Genomic DNA, 22,684 nt, shown 5'->3' on the forward strand with positions numbered 1-22,684 from the left:
TCTTTCGCAAAACGGCAAACGACATGGTACGATAAATGAAAGAACGGAAGGTGGACACATGGATGCTGTATCAGCATATTTAAAACAGCTGAAAATGAATAGAGAAAAACCCAGCTTAAATTATTTGCAGCGGCTTATCCAGCACCATTTGTCGCTGATACCATATGAAACGTTTAGTAAATTTCACTATTTTAATGAACAAGGGTGCGAAGTGCCGACCTTTACTCAGTTTGTAGAGAATCTTAAAAGCAGGGGATGGGGAGGCACTTGTTATTCGTTAAATATGAATTTTGCGAGGCTTCTTGAACAACTAGGCTTTTCATGTTCGTTTGTTCGTGTACTGCCGGGGCATGCAGCGATTATGGTTCACATGGCTGACAGGAAGTTTTACGTAGATGTTGGTTACGGGTCGCCTATTACACGCCCTATTGAACTAAACAGCCGACCAAAGCACGTTCTTCATGGTTTTGGAGAAGAAATTATTTTTACAGGCCGTAATGAGAAGGAATTTCAGCTGGAACGGCGGTCTCATGGAAAGACATTTGTGACAAAACAGATTATCTGGGAGCCGCTCACGGAAGAAGAGCTGCAGCAAGATATTGAAGAGTCTTATAAAGATAGTAACAACAATATTACGATGAGGCGGATTTCAGCTGTCCGTTTTCAAGGAAATAACTGCTATTTTCTGCGCAATGAGACACTCAAAGTGATTAATTACCGGGATATTAGAGAATACCACTTTCGTGAGCCGGCTCAATGGATAAGTACAGTAGCGGAAGCATTCCAGCTTGATGAAAAGGGAATAGAAGAGTCACTCGTCTTTTTAGCGGATCGGGGCATTTATGTATTTGATGAAGAGACACAGAGTGAGAAATAGCTTTTTCGCATAAAACGTAGTAAGATATAAAACGGAAATGTGAATGGTAAAATTAAGCATGATCATAAATGAGACTGGGATGGATAGACATGAAAAGAGCACGTATTATTTATAATCCTACTTCAGGGCGGGAGCTGTTCAAAAAGAATTTGCCAGAAGTACTGCAAAGGCTTGAAGAAGCCGGCTATGAAACATCCGCTCATGCTACCACTGGTGCAGGTGATGCCACAAGAGCTGCCAGGATAGCGGTAGAACGCCGTTTTGATATCGTCATCGCTGCTGGCGGCGACGGCACGCTGAATGAAGTCGTCAATGGTTTAGCTGGTCAGGAGTATCGTCCGAAATTCGGTGTCATTCCGATGGGAACGACAAATGACTTTGCCCGAGCCCTGAAAATTCCCCGCGACATTGATGGAGCTGTAGATGTAATCACAACTGGAAAAACCATTCCGGTCGACATTGGAAGAATGAATGATAAATACTTTATCAACATTGCTGGCGGCGGACGTCTGACGGAGCTTACGTATGAAGTGCCAAGTAAGTTAAAAACGATGATTGGCCAGTTGGCATATTACTTAAAAGGCATTGAAATGCTGCCTTCTATTAAAGCCTCAGAGGTAACGATTGAATATGATGGCAAGTTGTTTGAAGGAGAGGTTATGCTGTTTTTAATCGGGCTGACAAACTCTGTGGGCGGCTTTGAAAAGCTGGCGCCGGACTCTTCTGTGAACGATGGCTTGTTCTCTTTATTGATTTTGAAGAAAACAAACTTAGCTGAGTTTATTCGAATTGCCTCTCTCGCTTTAAGAGGAGAGCACTTAAATGATCCTCATGTCATTTATACGAAGGCAAATCGTATTAAAGTACATGCACCGGAAAAAGTCTTGCTGAATTTAGATGGAGAACCAGGTGGATCATTGCCGGCAGACTTTGAAAACTTATACCGTCATATTGAAGTCTTTGTTCCGGTCGATCAGCTTCGACCGCAAGACCGGATTTACTAAATAGAGAAAACTGTCGAATCTTTTCGGCAGTTTTTATTTTGCCTGTGAATGGGGGCCTGTTGATTTCCATTTCAGGCGTTTCGCTTTCCGCGAGGCGGGCGGTGAGCCTCCTCGCGGAAAGCGAAACGCCTGCGGGATCTCACCTGTCCCGCTGATCCCGCAGGACGTTGAATAACACCCTTGAATTCGCATCGCACGAGATCATGCGAATGCATGATGGAGGAGTTTTTGCGCTTTTCATTCCAATCAACAGGGTTTAAAAAGTTAGGATAGCCGTACAATCTATTTTAGAATAAATAGATAGAAACCTTGAAGTGATAAATATGCTTTCATAAAAAGCCTAATTCAACGGGAACAGCGTGTTCCCTAGCCCCATTTAGCCTGTAAGATGGAAGCAGCCCTTAATTTCTCTTTTATTTATAAGCTGAACTGCCGATTTTTTGGCAGTTTTTTATTTTCTTTTAAGAAAACTGTGTTACAATAAGAAAGTTGAAAAAATAGTTACCTAGGTAACTAAAGGAGAAGAGATATGGAGCTGCATGTTTTATTCCACTCTGTTCACCAGTTATCCCGGCAAATTATGAAGCACAATAACATGGTCTTGCAAGAATACGGCCTTTATAGTGCGCAATGGTCGGTGTTGTATGTGCTAAAGCAAAGGGGAAGGCTCACACAAAAAGAGCTTAGTGAGTATTTAGCTGTAGAAGCACCGCCGATGACGCGGACGATTCAGCGTCTCGTCAAGCAAGGATACGTCAGGCAGGTGCCTGGCCAAGATAAGCGGGTGAAATTTATTGAGCTGACGGAGCTGGCTGAAAGAGAGTATCCCGTGTGGGAACAGGCTGTATTAAAAATGAACGAAAAAACGATTAGAGGTTTTTCAAAAGAACACCAACAGCAACTGCAGAAACTTATGACAGAATGGTTATCTGCAATGGAAAGTCATCAAGGAGAGGAAGAAAAGAAATGAATAAGGAGCCTTTATGGACGAAGGATTTTATTAGTGTATCAGCGAGCAATTTCTTTTTGTTCGTTGCTTTTTATTTTTTACTAGTTACGATGCCGATCTATGCTATTCAAGAATTAGGAGGGAGTCCTGCACAGGCGGGATTGCTGACTACATTCTTTTTAATTTCGGCTATTATTGTTCGGCCCTTTGCTGGTCAATGGATTGAGCAGTTTGGAAAGAAGGCTGTCTTAATCAGTTCGCAAGTTATTTTTCTAGGCGCATCGCTATTATACTTTTTTCCCGACACGCTTAATATGATGTTAGTCATTCGCTTCATTCATGGTATTGGCTTTGGAATGGCGACGACAGCGACAGGGGCCATGGTGGCTGAAATCATTCCTGGTTCCCGACGTGGAGAAGGAATGGGGTATTACGTGATGTCTACAAATCTGGCGATGGTTATTGGTCCTTTCTTAGGACTGACTGTCATGCGGGAATGGGGCAGCTTAGTTATGTTCACTATGTGTATCGTAATTTCAGGGCTTGCACTGATTGCTGGATTATTAGTGAATGTAGTAGAAAGCAAGAATAACATCCGCGTGATGTCTATTTTTCAAGTGAAATTCAATCCAAGAGATTTATTTGAATTTTCAGCACTGCCGATTGCCATAGTGGGAGCCTTTTTCTCGATTGCGTATTCGTCTATTTTATCGTTCGTTTCTGTTTACGCAGAAGAAATTCAAGTCGGAGAGGTAGCCAGCTATTTCTTTATTGTCTATGCCGTTGTTTTACTCTTATCCCGTCCGTTTACCGGCAGATGGTTTGATCAGTATGGAGCCAATGTTATTGTCTACCCAGCTATTTTTCTTTTTGCGGCTGGACTGCTTTTACTCAGCCAAGCAGAAACAGCTCTTATCTTTCTTGTGACAGCTGGAATGATTGGTGTTGGATGGGGCACATTGTTCCCAAGTTTCCAGACGATCGCTATTCAGGAAGCAGCACCGCAGAAAAAAGCGCTGGCGACCGCTACATTCCTATCTGTATTTGACTTCGGCATTGGTCTCGGCTCCTTCATTATCGGCTGGGCCGTTACAGGAATAAGCTTTAGAACGCTTTATGCTTATTGTGCGATTTATGTGATCGTTGGTCTGTTCGTTTATTTAATGCTGCATGGCAGGCAGGAGAAGAAGAAGCGCCAAATGGTTTGATGATGCGCATTGCTTGGACTATACTGGTAAAAATACGGTTGTGACATTGCGCCAATAGGAGGGGAAGTCTGCCGTGAAAAGTGTCTTGTTTTATTTAAAACCATATAGGAATTACATGGCCTTTGCTTGGTTGTTAATGCTTGTAGAGCTGGCGGTTGAACTAACCCATCCATTGTTTATGGCAAAAATCATCGATGAAGGAATCGTACAGCATGATATGGGAGCTGTTTATAAATGGGGAGGGCTTATGCTAGGCACTTCTTTACTAGCCTTTGCTTCCGGTATTATTAATTCCTTCGCAGCCGCTCATGTCGGTCAGAACTTTGGCTTTGACTTACGGGAGAAAATGATGGATAAAATCCAGTCATTTTCTTTTGCCAACTATAGCCGATTTGCCGCATCTTCTTTAATTACAAGGCTGACAAATGATGTCACCCAGGTGCAAAATTCCGTTTTCATGAGCTTACGCATCATGCTGCGAGCTCCGTTGATGGTCGTCTTCGGAACAGTGATGGCTTTGCTCATCCATGCAAAGCTGACGATTGTTTTACTCATAACGATTCCGCCGATGATTATGTTTCTATTAAAAATGCTAAAGAAAAGTGCTTCTTTATTCCGGTCCGTTCAGCAGCGGCTTGACGGTGTGAATAATGTGATGCAGGAAAACTTAACGGGTATCCGCATCATCAAGGCGTTTCTGAGATGGAAATACGAAAACAGCCGTTTTCAGCAGGCGAGTGAACAGCTTATGGCACAGACGACCCGTGTCTTGCGCACAGTAGAGACAACAACACCTGTTTTGCTGCTCGTAATGAACAGCAGTCTCATCGCTATTTTATGGTTTGGATTCGCTGAATTTACAAATGGTACGGCAACAGCGGGTCAGATTGTGGCGATTATCAACTATGCTACGAGAATTATTTCTTCCTTATCTATGTTTACGTTTATTTTAATGGCTTTTTCAAGAGCGCGCGCTTCAGGACAGCGGATCGGCGAGCTTTTAGAGCAGCCGGAAGAAGAAGCGGATCAGCGCTTGAAAGGGAACGATTTCTACCCTCAAGGAGGAAAAATCCAGTTTGACGATGTAAGCTTTTCTTTTCTAGGGGGAAGAGAGCCTGTTCTTGATGATCTTACACTTTCGGTTCAGCCCGGAACAACAGCCGCTATTTTAGGTGCAACCGGCTCGGGAAAATCAACGCTCTTTTATTTAATTCCCCGCCTATATGAGCCGGATAGGGGCAAAATCTTCATTGATGATCAGGATATCAGCAAGGTTCAGCCAGCCGCGTTACGTGAGCAAATCGGCTTTGTTCCTCAGGAATCTCATTTGTTCACGGGGACGATCCGTGAGAATATTTCTTGGGGGAAAGAAGATGCCTCTATGGAAGAAATAATAGATGCGGCCCGACGTGCTCAGATACACGAAACCATTGAACAGCTGCCGAATCAATATGAAACGATGATTGGCCAAAAAGGTGTCAACCTATCAGGCGGTCAAAAGCAGCGATTGTCGATTGCACGAGCGCTGATCCGTAAGCCGCTTATACTGCTGCTGGATGATAGTACGAGTGCCCTAGATGTGCAGACAGAAGCTAAATTACTGTCGGCTCTACGAGAGGAACGTTGTACAACCATCATCATTACACAAAAAATTAGTACGGCATTGCAGGCCGACCAAATTATTTTACTTGAAGACGGCCATGTTACGGCATCTGGCAGCCATGAAGAATTAACAGCAGGCAGTGAATTGTATCGCCGCCTGTTAGCTTCCCAATATGGAAAAGGAGGGATGCCGCATGTCAAGGTCAGCCGTTAAGCCTGCCCATCCACATAGCCGGCATGCTCACCTCGGGCCAAAGCCGCAAGTGAAAGAGCTAGTGCCAACCTTGAAAAGATTAGTTGGATACTTAGCAAGGAGAAAGGGACTGCTTTTTCTCGTTGTTCTGATGGTAGCAGCAAGCTCCGCGCTTGGGCTGCTCGGACCTTATCTTGTCGGGATGGCCATCGATGATTTTATCATGACGAAAGATGAAAAAGGTCTGGTACTGCTGCTGTCATTACTTGGTGTTGTGTATCTCTTGTACTCTTTGACGATCTTTTTACAAAACTACTGGATGGTCGGGGTTGCCCAAAAAACAGTATTTGAGATGCGGACAGAATTGTTTGCACACCTTCATCAGCTGCCGCTGTCTTTCTTTGATAAACGCCAGCATGGAGAGCTGATGAGCCGGGTAACGAATGATATTGAAAATATTAGCAGCACGCTGAACAGCTCTGTCATCCAAGTTACCTCGAGCGTTCTGACCCTTACCGGAGCCGTCGCGGTTATGCTTTATTTAAGTCCGGTGCTAACGGCTGTTACTTTATTAATCGTGCCGCTTCTCTATATCGGTATGAATTGGATTACACGCCGGACACGCCGGCTATTCAAGGAGCAGCAGCGCCATTTAGGCGAGTTGAACGGATTTATTGAAGAAACAGTATCAAGCAAGCATATTGTAAAAATGTTTTCCCGGGAGGAAAAAATTGCGTTAGCATTCAATGATAAAAATAAAAAGTTAAAGGAAGCCGGCTTTTGGGCGCAGACCTACTCTGGTTTTATCCCAAAACTGATGAATATGCTGAATAACATTAGCTTCGCGTTAATTGCCGGAGCAGGAGGACTGTTGGCGCTGCACGGTTATGTGACTGTCGGGGTGATTGTCGTTTTTGCTGAATATTCCCGCCAGTTTACAAGGCCGCTTAATGATCTGGCGAACCAATTTAATACATTGCTTTCTGCGATTGCCGGGGCAGAGCGGGTCTTTGATATTTTAGACACAGAAAAAGAAGAGGAAGAAAAAGCAGAGAGAATTCGTCTTGATGAAGTCCGGGGAGACATTGAGTTCCGCAATGTTTCTTTTTCATACGAAAAAGGGAACGAAACGATTAAGCAAGTCAGCTTTAAAGCAAACCAAGGGGATATGGTCGCGCTCGTTGGGCCAACTGGTTCAGGAAAGACAACTATTATTAATCTGCTCTCCCGCTTTTATGATCCGGACAGTGGGGCGATCTTTGTGGATGGCTGCAATACCGCTGATATTTCACGGCAGGAGCTGAGAAAGCATATGGGCTTCGTGCTGCAGGATTCCTTCTTATTCGAGGGAACGATTAAAGAAAACATTCGCTATGGCCGTTTGGAGGCAACGGATGAAGAAGTGATAGAGGCGGCTAAGTCTGCTAATGCTCATACATTCATCATGAAATTGCCGGACGGCTATGAAACAAAGCTCCAGCATGAAGGCACTGGTATTAGCCAAGGACAGAGACAACTGCTCGCCATTGCGAGAGCGATCCTAGCAGATCCGGCTATTCTCATTTTAGACGAAGCAACGAGCAGTATCGATACGATTACAGAAATGTATATCCAAGAAGCGCTCGGCCGTCTTATGGAGGACCGTACAACCGTCGTAATCGCCCACCGGTTGAACACGATCCGGCAAGCCGATCAAATCCTTGTTCTCCATCAAGGACGGATCGTGGAACGAGGCAATCATGAAGAGCTTATAAAGGAACAAGGACAATATGCCGGCTATGCCGGAAGCCTGTCTCCCACTGCTTTAAAGCAGTGAAGGGGCGGGCTTTTTTTGTGTGAAGAAAGAAGAGTATCAGGAGAACTGCTTTGTTTATCGGAGAAGGTTGGCGGTTTATCATGACAGAGTACTCTTTTATCAAGAAAAGAGGAACCTATATCATGAATCGCCCCTTTTTTGCGAATGGCTTTACATATATGATAGAATAACTTTCGATTCTTAAGAAAAACCAAAGAGGGTGGATAATCGTGGCAAAAATTCAAGCCCCTGTTCAAAAAAATCAAGTGATAGACGTGGAATTTGAAGATTTAACGCATGACGGGAATGCGGTCGCAAAGGTAGAGGGCTACCCGCTGTTTGTGGCAGGTGCGCTGCCGGGAGAGACGGGCCGTATCCAAGTGACAAAGATTAATAAAGGGTATGGCTTCGGCCGGCTAATGGAGCTTTTTGAGCGAAGCCCGCATCGGGTTGATGTCCCGGCTGCTGACCTGCATAAATACGGAGGAACCCAGCTGCAGCACATTAGCTATGAAGGACAGCTGCAATTTAAAGAAAAGCAAGTACGTGAAGTACTTACCCGGATCGGGAAATTGGAGGACGTAAAGGTGCATCCTGTGTTAGGCATGGAAGAGCCATGGTATTACCGCAACAAGGCTCAAGTACCTGTTGGGGAGAAAAATGGCAAGCTGATTGCTGGTTTCTTCAAACCACGCAGCCATGAAATTGTCGATACGAATGAAAGTATCATCCAGCTGCCAGAGGTCAATGAAGCGATTCAGACAGTAAAAGAAATCTGCAGTGAGTTTGGCATTAAAGCATACGATGAAGTAACGCATAAAGGTGTGCTTCGTCATATTATGGCACGCTATGGAAAACAAACAGGGGAACTCATGGTTGTGCTTATTACCCGGACAGCTGATCTTCCTCATAAAGAACAGATTGTGAAGGAGATCATTAAGCGGCTGCCACGGGTAAAATCGATTGTTCATAATGTTAATTCCAAACGAACGAACGTGATTATGGGCGACACAACAAAAGTGATCTGGGGAAACGAAGTGATCTACGACTACATCGGAGGCGTGAAGTTTGCCATTTCAGCTCGATCTTTTTACCAGGTGAACCCGGTGCAAACGAAAGTGCTGTATGACAAGGCGCTTGAATATGCAGGGCTCACCGGAACTGAAGCTGTAATTGACGCTTATTGCGGTATCGGTACGATCTCTTTATTCCTTGCACAAAAAGCGAAAAGCGTCTTTGGTGTCGAAGTAGTTCCAGAAGCGATTGAAGATGCTAAACGAAATGCTGAATTGAACGGTATTCATAACGTTGAATTTGCTGTTGGGAAAGCCGAAGACGTGATTAGCGAATGGTACAAGCAAGGAAACAAAGCAGACGTGTTGGTCGTTGATCCGCCGCGCAAAGGCTGTGATGAATCCCTTTTGCAGACGATCATTGACATGAAACCGACAAAAGTCGTCTACGTCTCCTGCAATCCGGCTACACTCGCTCGTGATTTACGTATATTGGAAGACGGCGGCTACAAAACGATGGAAGTGCAGCCAGTGGATATGTTTCCGCAGACAACACATGTGGAGTGCTGTTCACTACTCGTAAGAAAAGACAAATAATAGATGCAACAGTGAGTACAGAGCCTTTCCCTTTAGAAAAGGCTCTTGTTTTTATTTTAATACCGTTTTTATCTAATCTTAGAAAGGTTCGTCTTAATTCATTAAGACTTGAAAGCTCCATTTGTGAAAGCAGAATAAAAGATTTGGAGAAGGTGAATAATATTGAAGAAATTCTAAGTATTGTATCGGAATGTAAAGTTAACGCGTTTGGAGAACTTGCCATTTACGATACATCCATAAGGATAGGCTCTTATTATGTTATAAAACCAACTAACGTTTATTTGCATACAAATGTAAAAGTGGGTGCCAAGAAATTAAGATTAGATTTTCGAAAGAAGAAATTAAAAATAGATGATTTTCATATTGAGTTACAAAGTATGCCCTCTTTAGAGCTTGAGGATTTTCTATGTATAGATACAAATAAATTTAAAGTATCTTAAACTTGTTAAAGGCTAAGTAGATTACTTGGCTTTTTTTGAGTAATTTTGGTTTGAATGTTGATACATTAGCCTCTAACAGTATTAGGGAGTGATGATGCATGAGAAATTGAACTAAATTCCACAAGAATTTAAAGACAACTAAGACTATTTAACAAAAGATTAATATATTTGAAAGAGTCCCTTATTACATCTGGGTCTTTAATCTTTAGTTTTTTTTACTAGATTTTACTTTATTCGTGCTTTTTAACTTCTAGACATTACTTATGTATGCCTCGACTTCCAATAATGTCCTTTATTTGCCATACCATTGCTTTGTTTTCCGATATTAAGTCTAAAATTACAGTAAATTAACAAACTTATTAGAATCATCTGTTAACTTTTTTAATAGAGCTTGCTTTAACAAATAGCATCCTTAAGAAAATAAGTTATGGGGGTAATGTTGATGAGTGCTAGTAATAATGGTTTAAACAGGCGTGACTTCTTAAAAGTCGGAGGTGTGGGTGCGGTAGCCTTAACGTTAGGAACAACAGGGCTATTATCACTAAATGGAGCTACCCAGAGTTTAGCTGCAGCCAATCATAATCCTACGAGCGGCTTTGGCGGCTATGGCCCTCTTGTAAAGGATCCAAATGGCATTCTTGACCTTCCGCGGGGATTCCACTACAAGATGCTTTCTCAAACTGGAGACATCATGCCGAACGGTGACCGAGTCCCTTCTATGCATGATGGAATGGCGGCATTTAAAGGAGAGAAAAACACAACAATCCTTGTAAGAAACCATGAGAATAGTACGAATGCAGACTATCCCGTAAACGGAAAAAACCCGTGGAACAATGGTGCAGCTGGTGGAACAACAACTTTAATTGTTGGACCAAATCGCGAAATTATTAACCAATACGTATCTAGTTCGGGGACAATCCGCAATTGTGCCGGCGGTCCTACTACTTGGGGCACGTGGTTAACTTGTGAAGAGACTCGTAATATGGGCCATGGTTTTGTCTTTGAAGTGAATCCCCTTGATCCAGAGAATGAAATGTCTAAAACACCTATTCGTGATATGGGTTACTTCTCTCATGAAGCATGCGCCGTTGACCCTTCCACAGGTATTTGGTATTTAACTGAAGACGCGTCGCCAAGCTTCCTTTATCGATTTACACCAAATGATCGCAGCCAAAAGCTTGGGTCCCTTCAAAAAGGAGGCAAGCTTGAAGCAGCAGCCATTGAAGAATTGCCAACTTCTTCTGCTAGCCAATTTTACAGCGGGCAAAAATTCGGTGTCGTATGGAAGGAAGTAAATCCTGAACGTGCACAACAAGATGCAAAAGATAAAGGCTGTATTCAATTTAGCCGCTTAGAAGGGGCATGGTTCTCTGCAGGAGTATTCTGGTTTGATGACACAAGTGCCGGCGGTAAAGCACTTGGCCGTGTTTATCGTTATCACCCAGCTACTAATACATTAGAGCTTTTCTATGAATCTACAGATAAGAATGATTTAGAAATGCCAGACAATATTACCATTACTCCTTGGGGAGACCTTTGGATTGCGGAAGATGGAGGCGGAAATGACCGAATCGTTGGGCTTACACCGGAAGGAAATGTTTACACTTTCGCCGAGAATAAGATGAACGGATCTGAATTTGCGGGACCAGCATTTTCTTCAGACGGGAATACTTTCTTCGTAAATATGCAAACACCTGGTATTACTTTTGCGATATGGGGGCCTTTTGCCCGTAGAAATGCAGCACGTCAACGGGCAATGGGGCATGCAGCACCACCGGCAGATCTTGCACCTGTAGTTTCTAAAAAGCTAGCGGCATTTGCTGAAGAACAAGGAATGTCTATTTTAGAAGCGGCCGCGTTAGAACGCCACGGGATGCCGATAATATAATTACTTAATTCCAACAGGTAGAGAGTTACCAGGCACTAAAACGATTCATCCTGTAGGAGGTGGAATTGATGCTATCAAATATTGGGATTCCAGGGTTAGTTCTCATACTCGTCATTGCTTTAATTATTTTTGGTCCTTCTAAACTTCCTGAAATTGGACGGGCATTTGGCAGTACCTTGAAGGAATTCAAAAAAGCAACGAATGATTTAGTTAGCGGTGACAAGGAAGAAATGGGGTCTCCGAAAGAGGAAAGTAATGTACTAGCACATGAAAAGTCTGAAAGTAAGATTGGGAGCTAATGCCTTAAGGATGTAAGTGGCAGAAGGAGAGACTGTTTACATCTTCCCATTTGGTTTTTATGTAAAGTGCCAGCTCAGCAATTGCGAGAATGAGCATTTAAGACAGAGAACTTTCGTCTGTCTTTTTTTATTTGCTGTAGTGGTCAGTATTCTGCCTATGTGGAAGCAGCCACTAAGCTAATTGTAGTAGAAGGGAACTAATCTAATCGCTGATTCCGCTCGTCTTCTCGTGGAGAGGATGTAAATCGGTTTAAAGGGTTCCCTTTTACAGGTCATTAGCTGTTATGCTGCTGAAGTGAAGCAGTACGACTGCTAACTCTTGTTTTTAAATAACCAGAGCTCTTGTAAATTGAGCTGCCTCGTCATTGTTAAACACAATTAACGATTACGAGGTGTTTTTATATCTAAGTCTTTTTTTAGAGATTCTTGTCTAACTGAATATTATTGTGAGAAAGAATGCGAAAACTAATTCTAATATAGTTAATGGAAGTAGAAATGTCGTTAATTTCATAAAAATAAATGGTTATCTTGAGGTTAATAGCGTGCCTCTTCTCTAGCTCATTTGACATAAAAGTTATATTGATATATAATATTGTAGGTTATATTTTTGTTTCATATCCATTTCATCCCCCTTCAAACGTCTTTTGTTCATTTATTCTTTATTTTCCTAGGTGAATCTATTATGGATAGTTTTCAGTTGATGGAGTCCTTTGTCACCTGCTAAATTCACACAAAATCATCGTTGTTAAATATGATCCCCAAACCATTTCCTCGGTTGTTTTTATACATTTCGTCAAAATAAGGTTCTAAAATATCAAGAAGCAGGGACATCTATAACAATTAGATTGAGAGAGAGAGCTTCATTTCTTCTCTCTTTCTTTATTTAGCCTATTTTTACAATTTTCTTCGTCTGATATGAAGGCTGGTAAAGAACGGGCTGTCTTCTATTCGGAAAAGAAAGCTGAGCAAGTATTTGAGCTTTATATTGCTTTGCTGGGAGAGGTATAAGTTTTACTCTTGATAGACAAACTAAATACAAAATTGCCAGTTGGCACGGAGAAGCGATAAGCAATGGTACGCGCGTATATGCGCTAGTTTGCATTTTCCGGAAGGTTGCGGCAAAGTGACATTCTCTTTCCTATCCTCACCATTCACATAGTGTGATTGATCATTTATTAAGAGTTGAGTGAAATGATTCATCAGGAAATAAAGCTGATTCTTCATTTGGCTGAATTCTGGTGAAATAATTTTTGGAGAGGAGGTAGAGTTGATGAATGTAAAAAATATAAAAGAAGCTAGAAAAGGTATAGGCTTAGGAGCTGCTTCGGCTGTCGCCTGGGGAATAGATACGGTGATCATCGGCCTTATAATAGCAAGTACACCTTTTAAAGAGGCGGTTGTGCTTGCTCCAATTGTAGCCGCTTTCATGCATGACTTTTTCTCTGCCCTTTGGATATCCTTGCTTATGATTGTAAAAGGTGAATTTATTAACGTGTTAAGGCTGTTAAAAACAAAGAGCGGAGCCATTTTAGTTTTAGGAGCAGTGTGCGGCGGGCCTTTGGCCATGACCTTTTACTTTCTTGGTATCCAATATGCAGGAGTAACGTATGCGGCGAGTATTTCTTCTATCTTTCCTGGGATAGGTGCTGTACTTGCTTTCATTTTTTTGAAGGAAAAAATGAATAGAAAAACTTGGTTTGGTGTTTTTTTGAGTATGACTGGAGTAATTATATTAGCCTATATGCCATCAAAATTTAGCATCGATAGTCACTTCTTCACAGGAATACTGTTTTCATTAGGAGCTGCCATATTTTGGGGGCTTGAAGGGGTAATTGGTGCGTGGGGAATGAAAGGAAAAGAGGTTGTTCCTCTATACGCCATTAATATAAGGCAGATGGTCTCAGCACTGTGTTATGCAATATTAATTATTCCGTTTATTCATGGATATTCTCTAGTATTTCAAGCAGTGTCATCTGAGATCGTTTGGATAATAGTCATAGCAGGTTTATTAGGAACTGCCAATTATTCTTTATACTACATGTCTATTAATGTAATTGGTGCTGCTAGGGGTCAATCACTTAACAATACTTATGTTTTTTGGGCTATAGTAGTTTCAATATTGTTTATTGGCACCCCTGTTAGCTTACAATTTATTATAGGTGCATTAATTGTATTGTTAGGTTCTATTCTCGTTTCAGGAAATTTAAAAGAGTCAAAGAATTGATTAGTATTCTTTATAGGAAAACGGTCGCGGTCACGAACTATCCGGATGCTGATAGGCGGTTTTACTGCGGCAAGCTCGATTTAAGTCGTATTTTGTTGTATATTAGTGTTATGGAAAAATTTCTTCCTTTTTACTTACTTTTAAATGGCTTATAATTATCGTATAATAGTGATATTTTATTCTGCCAGTAAATGTGATATACTATAAGTAAAAGTGATATACTGTAATTGAGATATATTGATACAGAAAAGGTGTGTGTTTAGGTCGTGTCTTGGCTTGCTCGTACCGCCTAAGAAGGAGCGACTATATCTTTTCTGCAAATCTTAGGGGATAAGGAAGGTAAAAATGAGCGACATACAAACTAAAACAGACGTTATCTTAATTGGTGCCGGAATTATGAGCGCGACTTTAGGTACTCTTCTAAAAGAATTAGCACCGGACTGGAATATCACAGTGTTTGAGAAGCTTGACAAAGCAGGAGAGGAAAGCTCTAACGAATGGAATAACGCAGGAACAGGGCACGCTGCATTGTGCGAGCTGAACTACACAGTTGAAAAACCAGACGGATCTGTAGATATTAGAAAGGCAATAAACGTTAATGAACAGTTTCAGGTTTCTATGCAGTTTTGGTCTTATCTTGTAAACAGTAATTTAATCCGTAATCCACATGACTTTATCATGCCATTGCCTCACGTCAGTATGGTACAAGGGGAGGAAAATGTAGCATTTTTAAAGAGACGCTTTGAAGAAATGACTAAGAATCCTCTTTTTAAAGGAATGGAATTTTCGGATGATCCAGAAAAACTGAAAGAATGGATTCCGCTTATTATGCAGGACCGTCCAGCGGATGAAGCTATTGCAGCAACCAAAATTGATACTGGTACAGATGTCAATTTTGGTGCTTTAACACGTATGTTATTTGAACACTTGGAAACTCAAAATGTTGAAATCAACTATAAACATAGTGTTGAAGGCATTAAACGTACGAAAGACGGCTTATGGGAAGTGAAAGTCCACGATCTCGATGGCTGTAAAATGGAATACCATACTGCAAAATTCGTTTTCCTCGGAGCAGGAGGAGGAAGTTTGGAATTACTGCAAAAAACAGGCATTCCTGAAGGAAAGCACATTGGCGGATTCCCGATCAGCGGGTTATTCATGGTATGTAACAACCAAGAAGTTGTTGAGCAGCATCACGCAAAAGTATATGGAAAAGCCAAAGTTGGTGCGCCGCCAATGTCTGTTCCTCACCTTGATACACGATATATTGATAACAAAAAGTCATTGCTGTTTGGACCGTTTGCCGGTTTCTCGCCTAAGTTCTTAAAAAACGGTTCAAATATGGATTTAATTGCTTCTGTCAAACCGCATAATATTACAACGTTGTTGGCGGCAGGGGTTAAAGAGATGGCGTTGACAAAATATTTGATCCAACAATTGATGTTATCGAAAGAACAGCGTATGCAAGAGCTGCGTGAATTTATCCCGAATGCTAAGACCGAGGAATGGGATATTGTAGTGGCTGGCCAGCGTGTACAAGTTATTAAAGATACAGAAGCGGGCGGCAAAGGAACGCTTCAATTTGGTACGGAAGTTGTAAGTGCAGCTGATGGATCGGTTGCAGCATTGCTGGGCGCATCTCCAGGTGCCTCTACAGCTGTTCATGTTATGCTTGAGGTAATCAACAAATGCTTCCCTCAACATGTAAAAGAGTGGGAAGCGAAGATCAAAGAGATGATTCCATCTTACGGCATCTCACTCATGCAAAACCCGGAACTTTTGCATGAAGTTCACACTTCAACAGCGCAGACACTTGGTTTAAGTAAAAGCCAGTCGTTAGAAGCCGCAGGTCATAGCGTATCATAAGCGGGTCGAACGATCATCCAGCACATAAAGACTTAAAGATTACACATATATGATTCTACTAAAAAGGCTTCTCACTTTTTATGAGAAGCCTTCTTTCTTGATTACTTATTATTTTCCCGCAATTCTCTTTAAGCGTCCCGCAATTGGTAAGACAATGATACCAGCGATAACAACCTGCATCACGTTTCCAGGGATGGAGCCGAACGGCTGTACCCAGTTAGCGTAAAGAATAACTTCAGCAAAATAATAGCCTGTGATTTTAATTACCAGTGCAGCGATAATGGCTATTGTATGGACAACCACTTTGTTGCCAGGCATTTTGTCAGAGATAAGACCGGCTGTAAAGCCCATTGCTCCTACGATGATAAATGTAAACGGCGCCCATATTGTCCAACCAGAGATCAGGTCAAACAAGCCCATTCCAAACGCACCTGCTATCGCTCCAGTTTTTCTTCCATAAGCAAAGGCTGCTATAAAAAGGGGAACGTTTCCTAAATGGATGAGTCCTCCGTTACCCATGATGGGAAGCCTAATGTTGATGAACATAGTAGCTACAAGCGTCAATGTGATAAAAAGCGCATTGATAACAATGGCTCTTGTTTTAGATTTGGCTGCACCTGCCGATGAAAATGTTGAATCCATAAGATGACCTCTTTCTTTTTTTAAATATTATGATACTCCTAATTGCATACTTAATAAATACCTAAAACTATTTTTCTAGTAACAACCAAATATGAGAAAAGCATGTGGAACTTTTTTTGAGGCAGTGGGAAAAGAAAAAGCAGGTTTCCAATAAGGGATACCCGCTTTCATAAAAATATGATGGATATGGCAGATGGACTGCTGAAAAAGTGAAGAAAGACCGATTAGAGAAGGGGTTATCTCCTGTCTTTTTCCTCCGTATTTAATTCCATAATGGTAGAAATTTTTTTAAATCCGAACTCCTTATACATATTTTTTGCTGGGTTGCCAGCGAACACATTAAGGTGAATTTTTTTCATGCCTTGGGCTTGAAGCTGTCTGATCGCTTCCTGCATTAACCTCCTTCCGATCCCCGTCTTTCTGTATTGAGGAAAAACATATATTTGAAGCAGCTGTCCAATCACATTGCCGGCCATGAAATCCCCATCTATCCCCAATAGGAGCCAGCCCTTCAGTCTCTGATTTTCTTCCTCAATCAGATAATAGGCACCGTTTTGGATATAGGGTAAAAACATGTGATACGCCGTGTGAACATTATTTTTTATATGTCCCATAGAGCTCTCGCTTAATACATTACCGGTAAGCTGAAGAATATAATGCGTTTCGGATTGATTGGCTCTTCTTATCGTCATCATAGCACCCCAATGAAAAAAGATTATGTATTAATATATAGTGAGGCCGAGCAACAGGTGCTTAAATATAGGATTGTGACATTGTATGAAATATGATTCTGTGGTACATACAATTAAATTGAACCCTGAACCATTTAATATGGGAAAAAATCTTCTTCCATAATATATGTATTGAAGCTAGTATTTTAGTATGCTAGTATAAATACCGACATAATAGTATCTTTAATACAGTCCAGAGAGGCTGAAAAGGCGAGTGAATACGGGATGCTTCTATTTAACTATGCCTATTTATGCCCTTTTGTCCTCTCTGACAAAAGGGTTTTTATTTTGTCCGAATGATGAATACCTCTTTTAAATAAAGTCCCGTGAGGCTTGAAAAGAGAATGGAAGAATTATATGTAATTCATCTATCCATTCCCTCAAAGATAAAAGAGAGTGATTACAACATGAGAAATATCGGAGGGTGGTACAAAATGGATTATCGTAAAAAAACAGTGGTAGCATCAGTCGCTGGATTAACATTAGAAGGCATGGACATTATGTTCATTTCGTTTGCGATGTCAATGATGATTGCTGAGTTTCACATAGACTTGGCAACGGGCGGACTGATTTCTTCGATTACAAATATTGGGATGCTTTTAGGTGGAATGATTTTCGGAGTGCTAGCAGATAAGTTTGGCCGCGTGAAAGTTTTTACTTATACGGTTCTGTTGTTTGCGATCGGCACTGCTTTAACGGGTTTAGCAGCGAATATAGAACAAGTTTACTTATTTAGATTCATCGCCGGATTAGGTGCAGGTGGAGAGTATGGGATTGGGATGGCACTTGTTGCAGAGGCGTGGCCAAAGAATAAGCAGGGAAGAGCCTCATCCTACGTTAGTGCAGGCGCTCAGTATGGTGTCATTCTGGCAGCGCTTTTGAGTGCGATGATTCTCCCTGCTCTAGGGTGGAGAGCGCTGTTTTTTGTTGGTGTGGTGCCGGTTATTTTCGCTGTAATTGTAAGAAAAAATTTAGAAGAGTCTCCAGAATGGCTGGCTGCTCAAAAGGATAAAAAGGCGGCTAAAAAAGGGGAAAAAGGAAAGTTGATTCAGTTGTTTGCCACTCCACGAGCAACGATGACAACTATTGCCTTGAGCATTATGGCAACTGTTCAAATTGCTGGCTATAACGGTTTAATGATTTGGCTGCCATCCATGCTTCAGCAATCACAAGGCTTATCAGTTTCGAGCTCGGCGCTTTGGACGATCAGCACAGCAGTTGGAATGATCATTGGGATGTTAACCTTTGGACAATTTATGGATCGATTTGGAGCAAAGCGTTCCTTTGGCATCTTCCTGCTTGCTTCTGCATGTGCCGTGTTCTTATACTCCTATGCGACTGGCAGCGCTGGAGTGTTAATAGGCGGCGCCATTGTCGGGTTCTTCTCAAACGGAATGTTTGCTGGGTACGGTGCATTAATCAGCAGCTATTACCCGGTTCAAATTCGCAGTACGGCGACAAATACGATTTTTAACTTTGGCAGAGCAGTAGGAGGGCTTTCACCGATCCTAGTTGGTTATATTCTGCAAAGCTATGATATGACCGTAGCTATGATTTACTTGGCAGCACTATACTGCATCTCCTTTGTGGTGATGCTTACGTTGAGCAAAAGACAATCTGGCAGTACACTCAGTGCGATCCAGCCTGTTGAAGAATACTAATGTAAATGCCAACTAAAATGCAACTGCATTTTAGTTGGCGTTTTTATTGCTCGACAAAAGAGAGTCGAGTTTAGTCACGGTGCTTTTTACAACTAAGCATTTGCTGTTTTTTATAAAATCTTACCTTTTTATCTTTTTAATTATTGACCTTTATCGAAAAAGATATTATTATCATAATTAATAATGATAATAAAAAAGAGACATTCAATTCTAGAATTAGTTGATGCATCATTTAGAAATAAAACATTCATGATCACTATTATTCCTGAGGGGGAGAAAATATGGTTGAAAAAGAGGTTGTTATTGAAAAAGACATTTTTGCTACGCTGGCATGCCCAGAACAGGAAGGAACCTTTCCGGCTATTTTGCTCATCGCCGGTTCAGGGCCCCTTGATCGTAATGGGAACGGGCCGAAGGGGAAGTATCAAACGAATTTATATAAAGAATTGGCGCACTTTTTTACTAATATCGGCTTCATCACGCTTCGCTATGACAAATGGGGAACAGGAAAACGAAACGGCAGCTTGGTAGAAGCAGGCTTGTCTAATTTACTGCATGACGCTAAAGTTGCGGTGACCTTTTTGCAGGAGCAGCCAAATGTGTCGGATGTGATTGTGTGTGGCCATAGCGAAGGGACTATCTTGGCAACAGATATTGCTGCAAAGATGAAAATCGACGGCTGTATGCTTCTATCTGGAGGGGTTGATAATCTACTGGAGGCACTCTCTCATCAGCGGCAGCAGGCATACCGGGAGTTGCTTTCCATGCCGGGCTTGAAAGGCTGGTTGAATCGGACGCTTAAAGTAGACGAAAAGGGCGAGAAGAAAGCAGAAAAGATGTTGAAGAAAATGATCGAATCAAATAGCGATATTGTCCGGGTCGCAGGCATGAAGCAACCGGCTAAGTGGTTCCGGGAGCACGATTCGTATAATACAAGAGCCGCTTTGAAGAATGTCTCTTGTCCCGTTTTTGCGTTGCATGGCGATAAAGATTCACTTGTGGAAAGTTCCGTTTTAGAAGAATTGACTGGACTTGTGCAAGGAGAAAGTGAGTATCACATTATTCATAACATGGAACATGGCCTCCGAGAGCAAACAGAGCCAAAAAGTATTTTAGATACGAAAAAGTTAATGAAGGCTATTTTAGAACGGCCGCTTCACAAAGAAGGGTTGCAGCTAATGGCTGCATGGCTAGGGCGATTTCTAGACAGTGGACATAAGTCTGCTTGAAAAAATAGACCTCCTTACACTTAAGTTTATACATGCGGGGAACGAGAAAAGATAAACAATAAGCAGGAGCCTTTTCACTAGGAAAGGCTCTTCGTTTGTTGACAAGTGTATGCTCATATCCCTTCCGTCCTCAAAAGGCAAGCACTTCATTGTATATAAAGCTGCCGTTTTGCTCTGTTCCACGCATTAGTTTTATTATTTCTCTTTTAAATCTAAAAAGGTGTTAATGATTTTAACATATTTTTCTTTTGGATAGTCCTTATATAAGGAGCTGGATAATCGCACAGGATCGCCAAAGAAGTATCTTTCATATTGAGTTTGTCTCGTGCCAAAGGAGCTCATCGTCAGATCCCAAGCTAAACGAAAAATCTTAATTCGGTTTTCTGCTGTTTTGGTGGTCCCTTGAAGATATTGATCGAGATCTCCTCTAATAGTAGAATGAAAGGCTTTTTCGGTTGGTAAAGTGACCATTCCACTAGCTCCGATTAATTGGATAATTTCACTGAAGCGTGGATAGATTTTAGGAAAGACGTTACTGGCAACTTGAAGTGGAATAATGCTCGGCCGCATGTAACCACATTCATCTAATTTCGCATCGTTTTCCGACTTTTCTAGAAGAGCCTTCATTGTTTCAAGTCCAATGATGATCTCTGATAATTTTTCTTGTATATGTTGATAGCTGCTAATATTAAGGGTTTCTATAAGAAGCTCCGCGATCCCTAAAATAAACTCTGTTTTTACAATTTGTCTCGTTACGACTTGGTGTATAGCAAAAGGAGAGAAGGAGCTTTTTGAGAGGAAAGATCTGGCGGCTTCCACATTGTCGTAAAAAAATACCCGATCCCAGGGAACTAGCACATGATCGAAGACGACAATAGAGTCCATTTCTTCGTATTGTGAGCTTAACGGATGATCAAAAATAGATTCTCCTCCAACAAAGCTCTCTCTGCAAATAAATTTTAAGCCTTTCGTGTTGGAAGGGATAGAGAAAGCAAATGCTTCGTCCATCTCAAAGAATAATCGAGGAGCATGGAACACTAGCACTTCATCTGTTAAGCCGCCTTGGGTAGCTAAGAGACGGGCTCCCTTAATGACTATTCCTTCTTCATTTCTGTCAATCACTTTGGCAGAGATGGGTTCCTCGGAGCATTCGAAGTAGGTTTGAGAACGATTTACTTGAGGAGTTATAAATGTATGTGTAAATGACAAATCTTTTTCCCTGGCTCGTTCATATAGAGCTTGAATATTTTTCGGAAAACAATTGTCTTTTCCGATCAAAAGATTCGCGGAGGAGGCAAAGCTCATTAAAACTGTATTTAAATAATCAGGGCTTCTTCCCATCATGCCCCCAGTGCGCCTTGCCCAATGTTCAATCATCGTTCTTCTTTTAATTAAATCTTCCTTTGTTTTTGGCTGTAAATAAGAAATTCCGACAGGCTCTTTCGTCTGGGGGGATAAGAACAGCATCTGCTCTTTTAAGTTTGAATCATGCTGTAAGTCATAAAGAGAGGCTTTTGTTTGGATAAGACCTTTAAAAGCGGGATGCTCAGAGACTTTTCCTTGTATTCTTACTCCATCAAACCAAATTTCGTTATTTAGTTGATCTAATCGGTTAATAAAATCTTTTCCGTTAACCGCTCCCATACTTCCACTCCCTCAATTAAAACAGTCCTGGCAACTGTATTTGTTTGTTGTTTCATCTTATTAGTTAACATGTTGGTCTGTTCCATACTTTTAAAGCAAAAAGCTCTAAATAATGTTGAATATAAGTGGGGAAGTTTGGTGAAGTTGCGGAGTTTCTCAGTTATATGAGAGGAATGCAAACAATCCGCTTTAAACAAAAAAAGTTTAAAGCGGATTGTTTCAGAATGATCGTGCATGCTTAATGGTTGAATAGCAGGCTATGAGCAGCTTGTTTTTACGCTTCTACTAAGCAGCTGTCGTTAAAATAAATCACTTCGGTTAGGAATTTATGACCTTTGATTCTTTTGAAAGCTTCTGTTGCTTCTTTCTGGGTATCATACTCAAACATTTGTACATTGTTTTTAGAATGAACAGTGATAATCCACATAAAAATTTTCCTCCAATTAAAGGGTTCTTTTCCTACTTTTTATTCCACGAGACTTCGACTTTCTTTCCCATGCACATTACACCTTATGCTAATTCATCTCAAGTGATCGACTTAATAAACTTTTTATTCAAGAGTATAGTCTTAAACGTCGTTGTTCGTTTGTCAGCTAGCGCGGATAAGGAGATGTGCTAATTTCCCTGTTTTTATTTGTGTTTTTTTACAAACTCATAAATAATTTTTTATCAGTTTAAACAAATTATATAGTTAGGTCAATATATATTTTTTATTAAAAGTGAATATTGTTTGAATTCTGTTTTTTTAAAACGTTTATTTGATAAGCAAAAAAAATTTGCGCTTATTAAAATGGAATCTGAAACCAAGCAAAGGAAGTAAAG

General features: G+C 41.2%; 18 protein-coding genes. 14 read left to right on the forward strand and 4 right to left on the reverse strand.

Annotation, left to right across the window (positions count from 1 at the left end):
• Positions 1-58 precede the first annotated feature (58 nt).
• The 12 genes from AC623_RS02065 (at position 59) to mqo (ending at position 15,955) form a co-directional block, all read left to right on the forward strand.
• The gene (locus AC623_RS02065) at positions 59-877 is read left to right on the forward strand and encodes an arylamine N-acetyltransferase (RefSeq protein WP_049660053.1); all 819 of its coding nucleotides are present in this window, start codon (positions 59-61) and stop codon (positions 875-877) included.
• Between the two features lie 89 nt (positions 878-966).
• A complete protein-coding gene (locus tag AC623_RS02070; protein ID WP_049660055.1) occupies positions 967-1,881 on the forward strand; it encodes a diacylglycerol kinase in 915 nt (304 codons plus the stop codon).
• Positions 1,882-2,410: 529 nt separating this feature from the next.
• Entirely contained in the window at positions 2,411-2,851 is a 441-nt protein-coding gene (locus AC623_RS02075) for a MarR family winged helix-turn-helix transcriptional regulator (protein ID WP_049660057.1), read from the forward strand.
• Positions 2,848-4,038 (forward strand): MFS transporter, encoded by a 1,191-nt coding sequence (locus tag AC623_RS02080; RefSeq protein ID WP_049660059.1) that lies wholly within the window; start codon positions 2,848-2,850, stop codon positions 4,036-4,038. Before AC623_RS02075 ends, AC623_RS02080 begins: the two co-directional genes overlap by 4 nt.
• A gap of 73 nt (positions 4,039-4,111) precedes the next feature.
• Positions 4,112-5,854: an ABC transporter ATP-binding protein gene (locus AC623_RS02085; protein WP_156186983.1), complete on the forward strand. Its 1,743-nt coding sequence runs from the start codon at positions 4,112-4,114 to the stop codon at positions 5,852-5,854.
• Positions 5,835-7,649, forward strand: coding sequence for an ABC transporter ATP-binding protein (locus AC623_RS02090; protein ID WP_049660062.1), 1,815 nt, complete (start codon positions 5,835-5,837; stop codon positions 7,647-7,649). Before AC623_RS02085 ends, AC623_RS02090 begins: the two co-directional genes overlap by 20 nt.
• Positions 7,650-7,858: 209 nt before the next feature.
• The gene (gene rlmD, locus AC623_RS02095; RefSeq protein ID WP_082174302.1) at positions 7,859-9,238 is read left to right on the forward strand and encodes a 23S rRNA (uracil(1939)-C(5))-methyltransferase RlmD; all 1,380 of its coding nucleotides are present in this window, start codon (positions 7,859-7,861) and stop codon (positions 9,236-9,238) included.
• Positions 9,239-9,249: 11 nt separating this feature from the next.
• Positions 9,250-9,678 carry a hypothetical protein gene (locus tag AC623_RS02100; RefSeq protein WP_156186984.1) on the forward strand — a complete coding sequence of 143 codons (429 nt, stop codon included), beginning with the start codon at positions 9,250-9,252 and terminating at the stop codon, positions 9,676-9,678.
• 442 nt (positions 9,679-10,120) lie between these two features.
• Complete coding sequence (locus tag AC623_RS02105; protein ID WP_049660066.1) at positions 10,121-11,566, forward strand: alkaline phosphatase PhoX; 1,446 nt, start codon at positions 10,121-10,123, stop codon at positions 11,564-11,566.
• A gap of 68 nt (positions 11,567-11,634) precedes the next feature.
• On the forward strand, positions 11,635-11,865 hold the full coding sequence (locus AC623_RS02110) for a twin-arginine translocase TatA/TatE family subunit (protein ID WP_049660068.1): 231 nt from the start codon (positions 11,635-11,637) through the stop codon (positions 11,863-11,865).
• Between the two features lie 1,270 nt (positions 11,866-13,135).
• Positions 13,136-14,089, forward strand: coding sequence for a DMT family transporter (locus AC623_RS02115; protein WP_049660073.1), 954 nt, complete (start codon positions 13,136-13,138; stop codon positions 14,087-14,089).
• Positions 14,090-14,434: 345 nt separating this feature from the next.
• Entirely contained in the window at positions 14,435-15,955 is a 1,521-nt protein-coding gene (gene mqo / locus AC623_RS02120) for a malate dehydrogenase (quinone) (RefSeq protein ID WP_049660075.1), read from the forward strand.
• Positions 15,956-16,063: 108 nt separating this feature from the next.
• Here mqo and AC623_RS02125 read toward each other — a convergent pair whose 3' ends face one another.
• Together AC623_RS02125 and AC623_RS02130 are read right to left on the reverse strand one after the other, a co-directional pair.
• On the reverse strand, positions 16,064-16,597 hold the full coding sequence (locus AC623_RS02125; RefSeq protein WP_049660078.1) for an ECF transporter S component: 534 nt from the start codon (positions 16,595-16,597) through the stop codon (positions 16,064-16,066).
• A gap of 236 nt (positions 16,598-16,833) precedes the next feature.
• Positions 16,834-17,289: a GNAT family N-acetyltransferase gene (locus AC623_RS02130; protein WP_049660079.1), complete on the reverse strand. Its 456-nt coding sequence runs from the start codon at positions 17,287-17,289 to the stop codon at positions 16,834-16,836.
• Positions 17,290-17,762: 473 nt separating this feature from the next.
• Between AC623_RS02130 and AC623_RS02135 the strand changes: the two genes are divergently transcribed.
• Positions 17,763-18,989 carry an MFS transporter gene (locus tag AC623_RS02135; protein ID WP_049660080.1) on the forward strand — a complete coding sequence of 409 codons (1,227 nt, stop codon included), beginning with the start codon at positions 17,763-17,765 and terminating at the stop codon, positions 18,987-18,989.
• A 281-nt stretch (positions 18,990-19,270) separates the two neighbouring features.
• Positions 19,271-20,218 (forward strand): alpha/beta hydrolase family protein, encoded by a 948-nt coding sequence (locus AC623_RS02140; protein WP_049660082.1) that lies wholly within the window; start codon positions 19,271-19,273, stop codon positions 20,216-20,218.
• 195 nt (positions 20,219-20,413) lie between these two features.
• Here AC623_RS02140 and hpaB read toward each other — a convergent pair whose 3' ends face one another.
• Positions 20,414-21,862, reverse strand: a complete 1,449-nt coding sequence (gene hpaB / locus AC623_RS02145; RefSeq protein ID WP_049660084.1) for a 4-hydroxyphenylacetate 3-monooxygenase, oxygenase component — start codon at positions 21,860-21,862, stop codon at positions 20,414-20,416.
• Positions 21,863-22,136: 274 nt separating this feature from the next.
• Positions 22,137-22,289 carry a hypothetical protein gene (locus AC623_RS21675; RefSeq protein WP_176713743.1) on the reverse strand — a complete coding sequence of 51 codons (153 nt, stop codon included), beginning with the start codon at positions 22,287-22,289 and terminating at the stop codon, positions 22,137-22,139.
• Positions 22,290-22,684: the final 395 nt, after the last annotated feature.

Origin of the sequence: Bacillus sp. FJAT-27231, assembly GCF_001183975.1 — a bacterium.
Taxonomy (GTDB): Bacteria; Bacillota; Bacilli; order Bacillales; family Domibacillaceae; genus Pseudobacillus; species Pseudobacillus wudalianchiensis.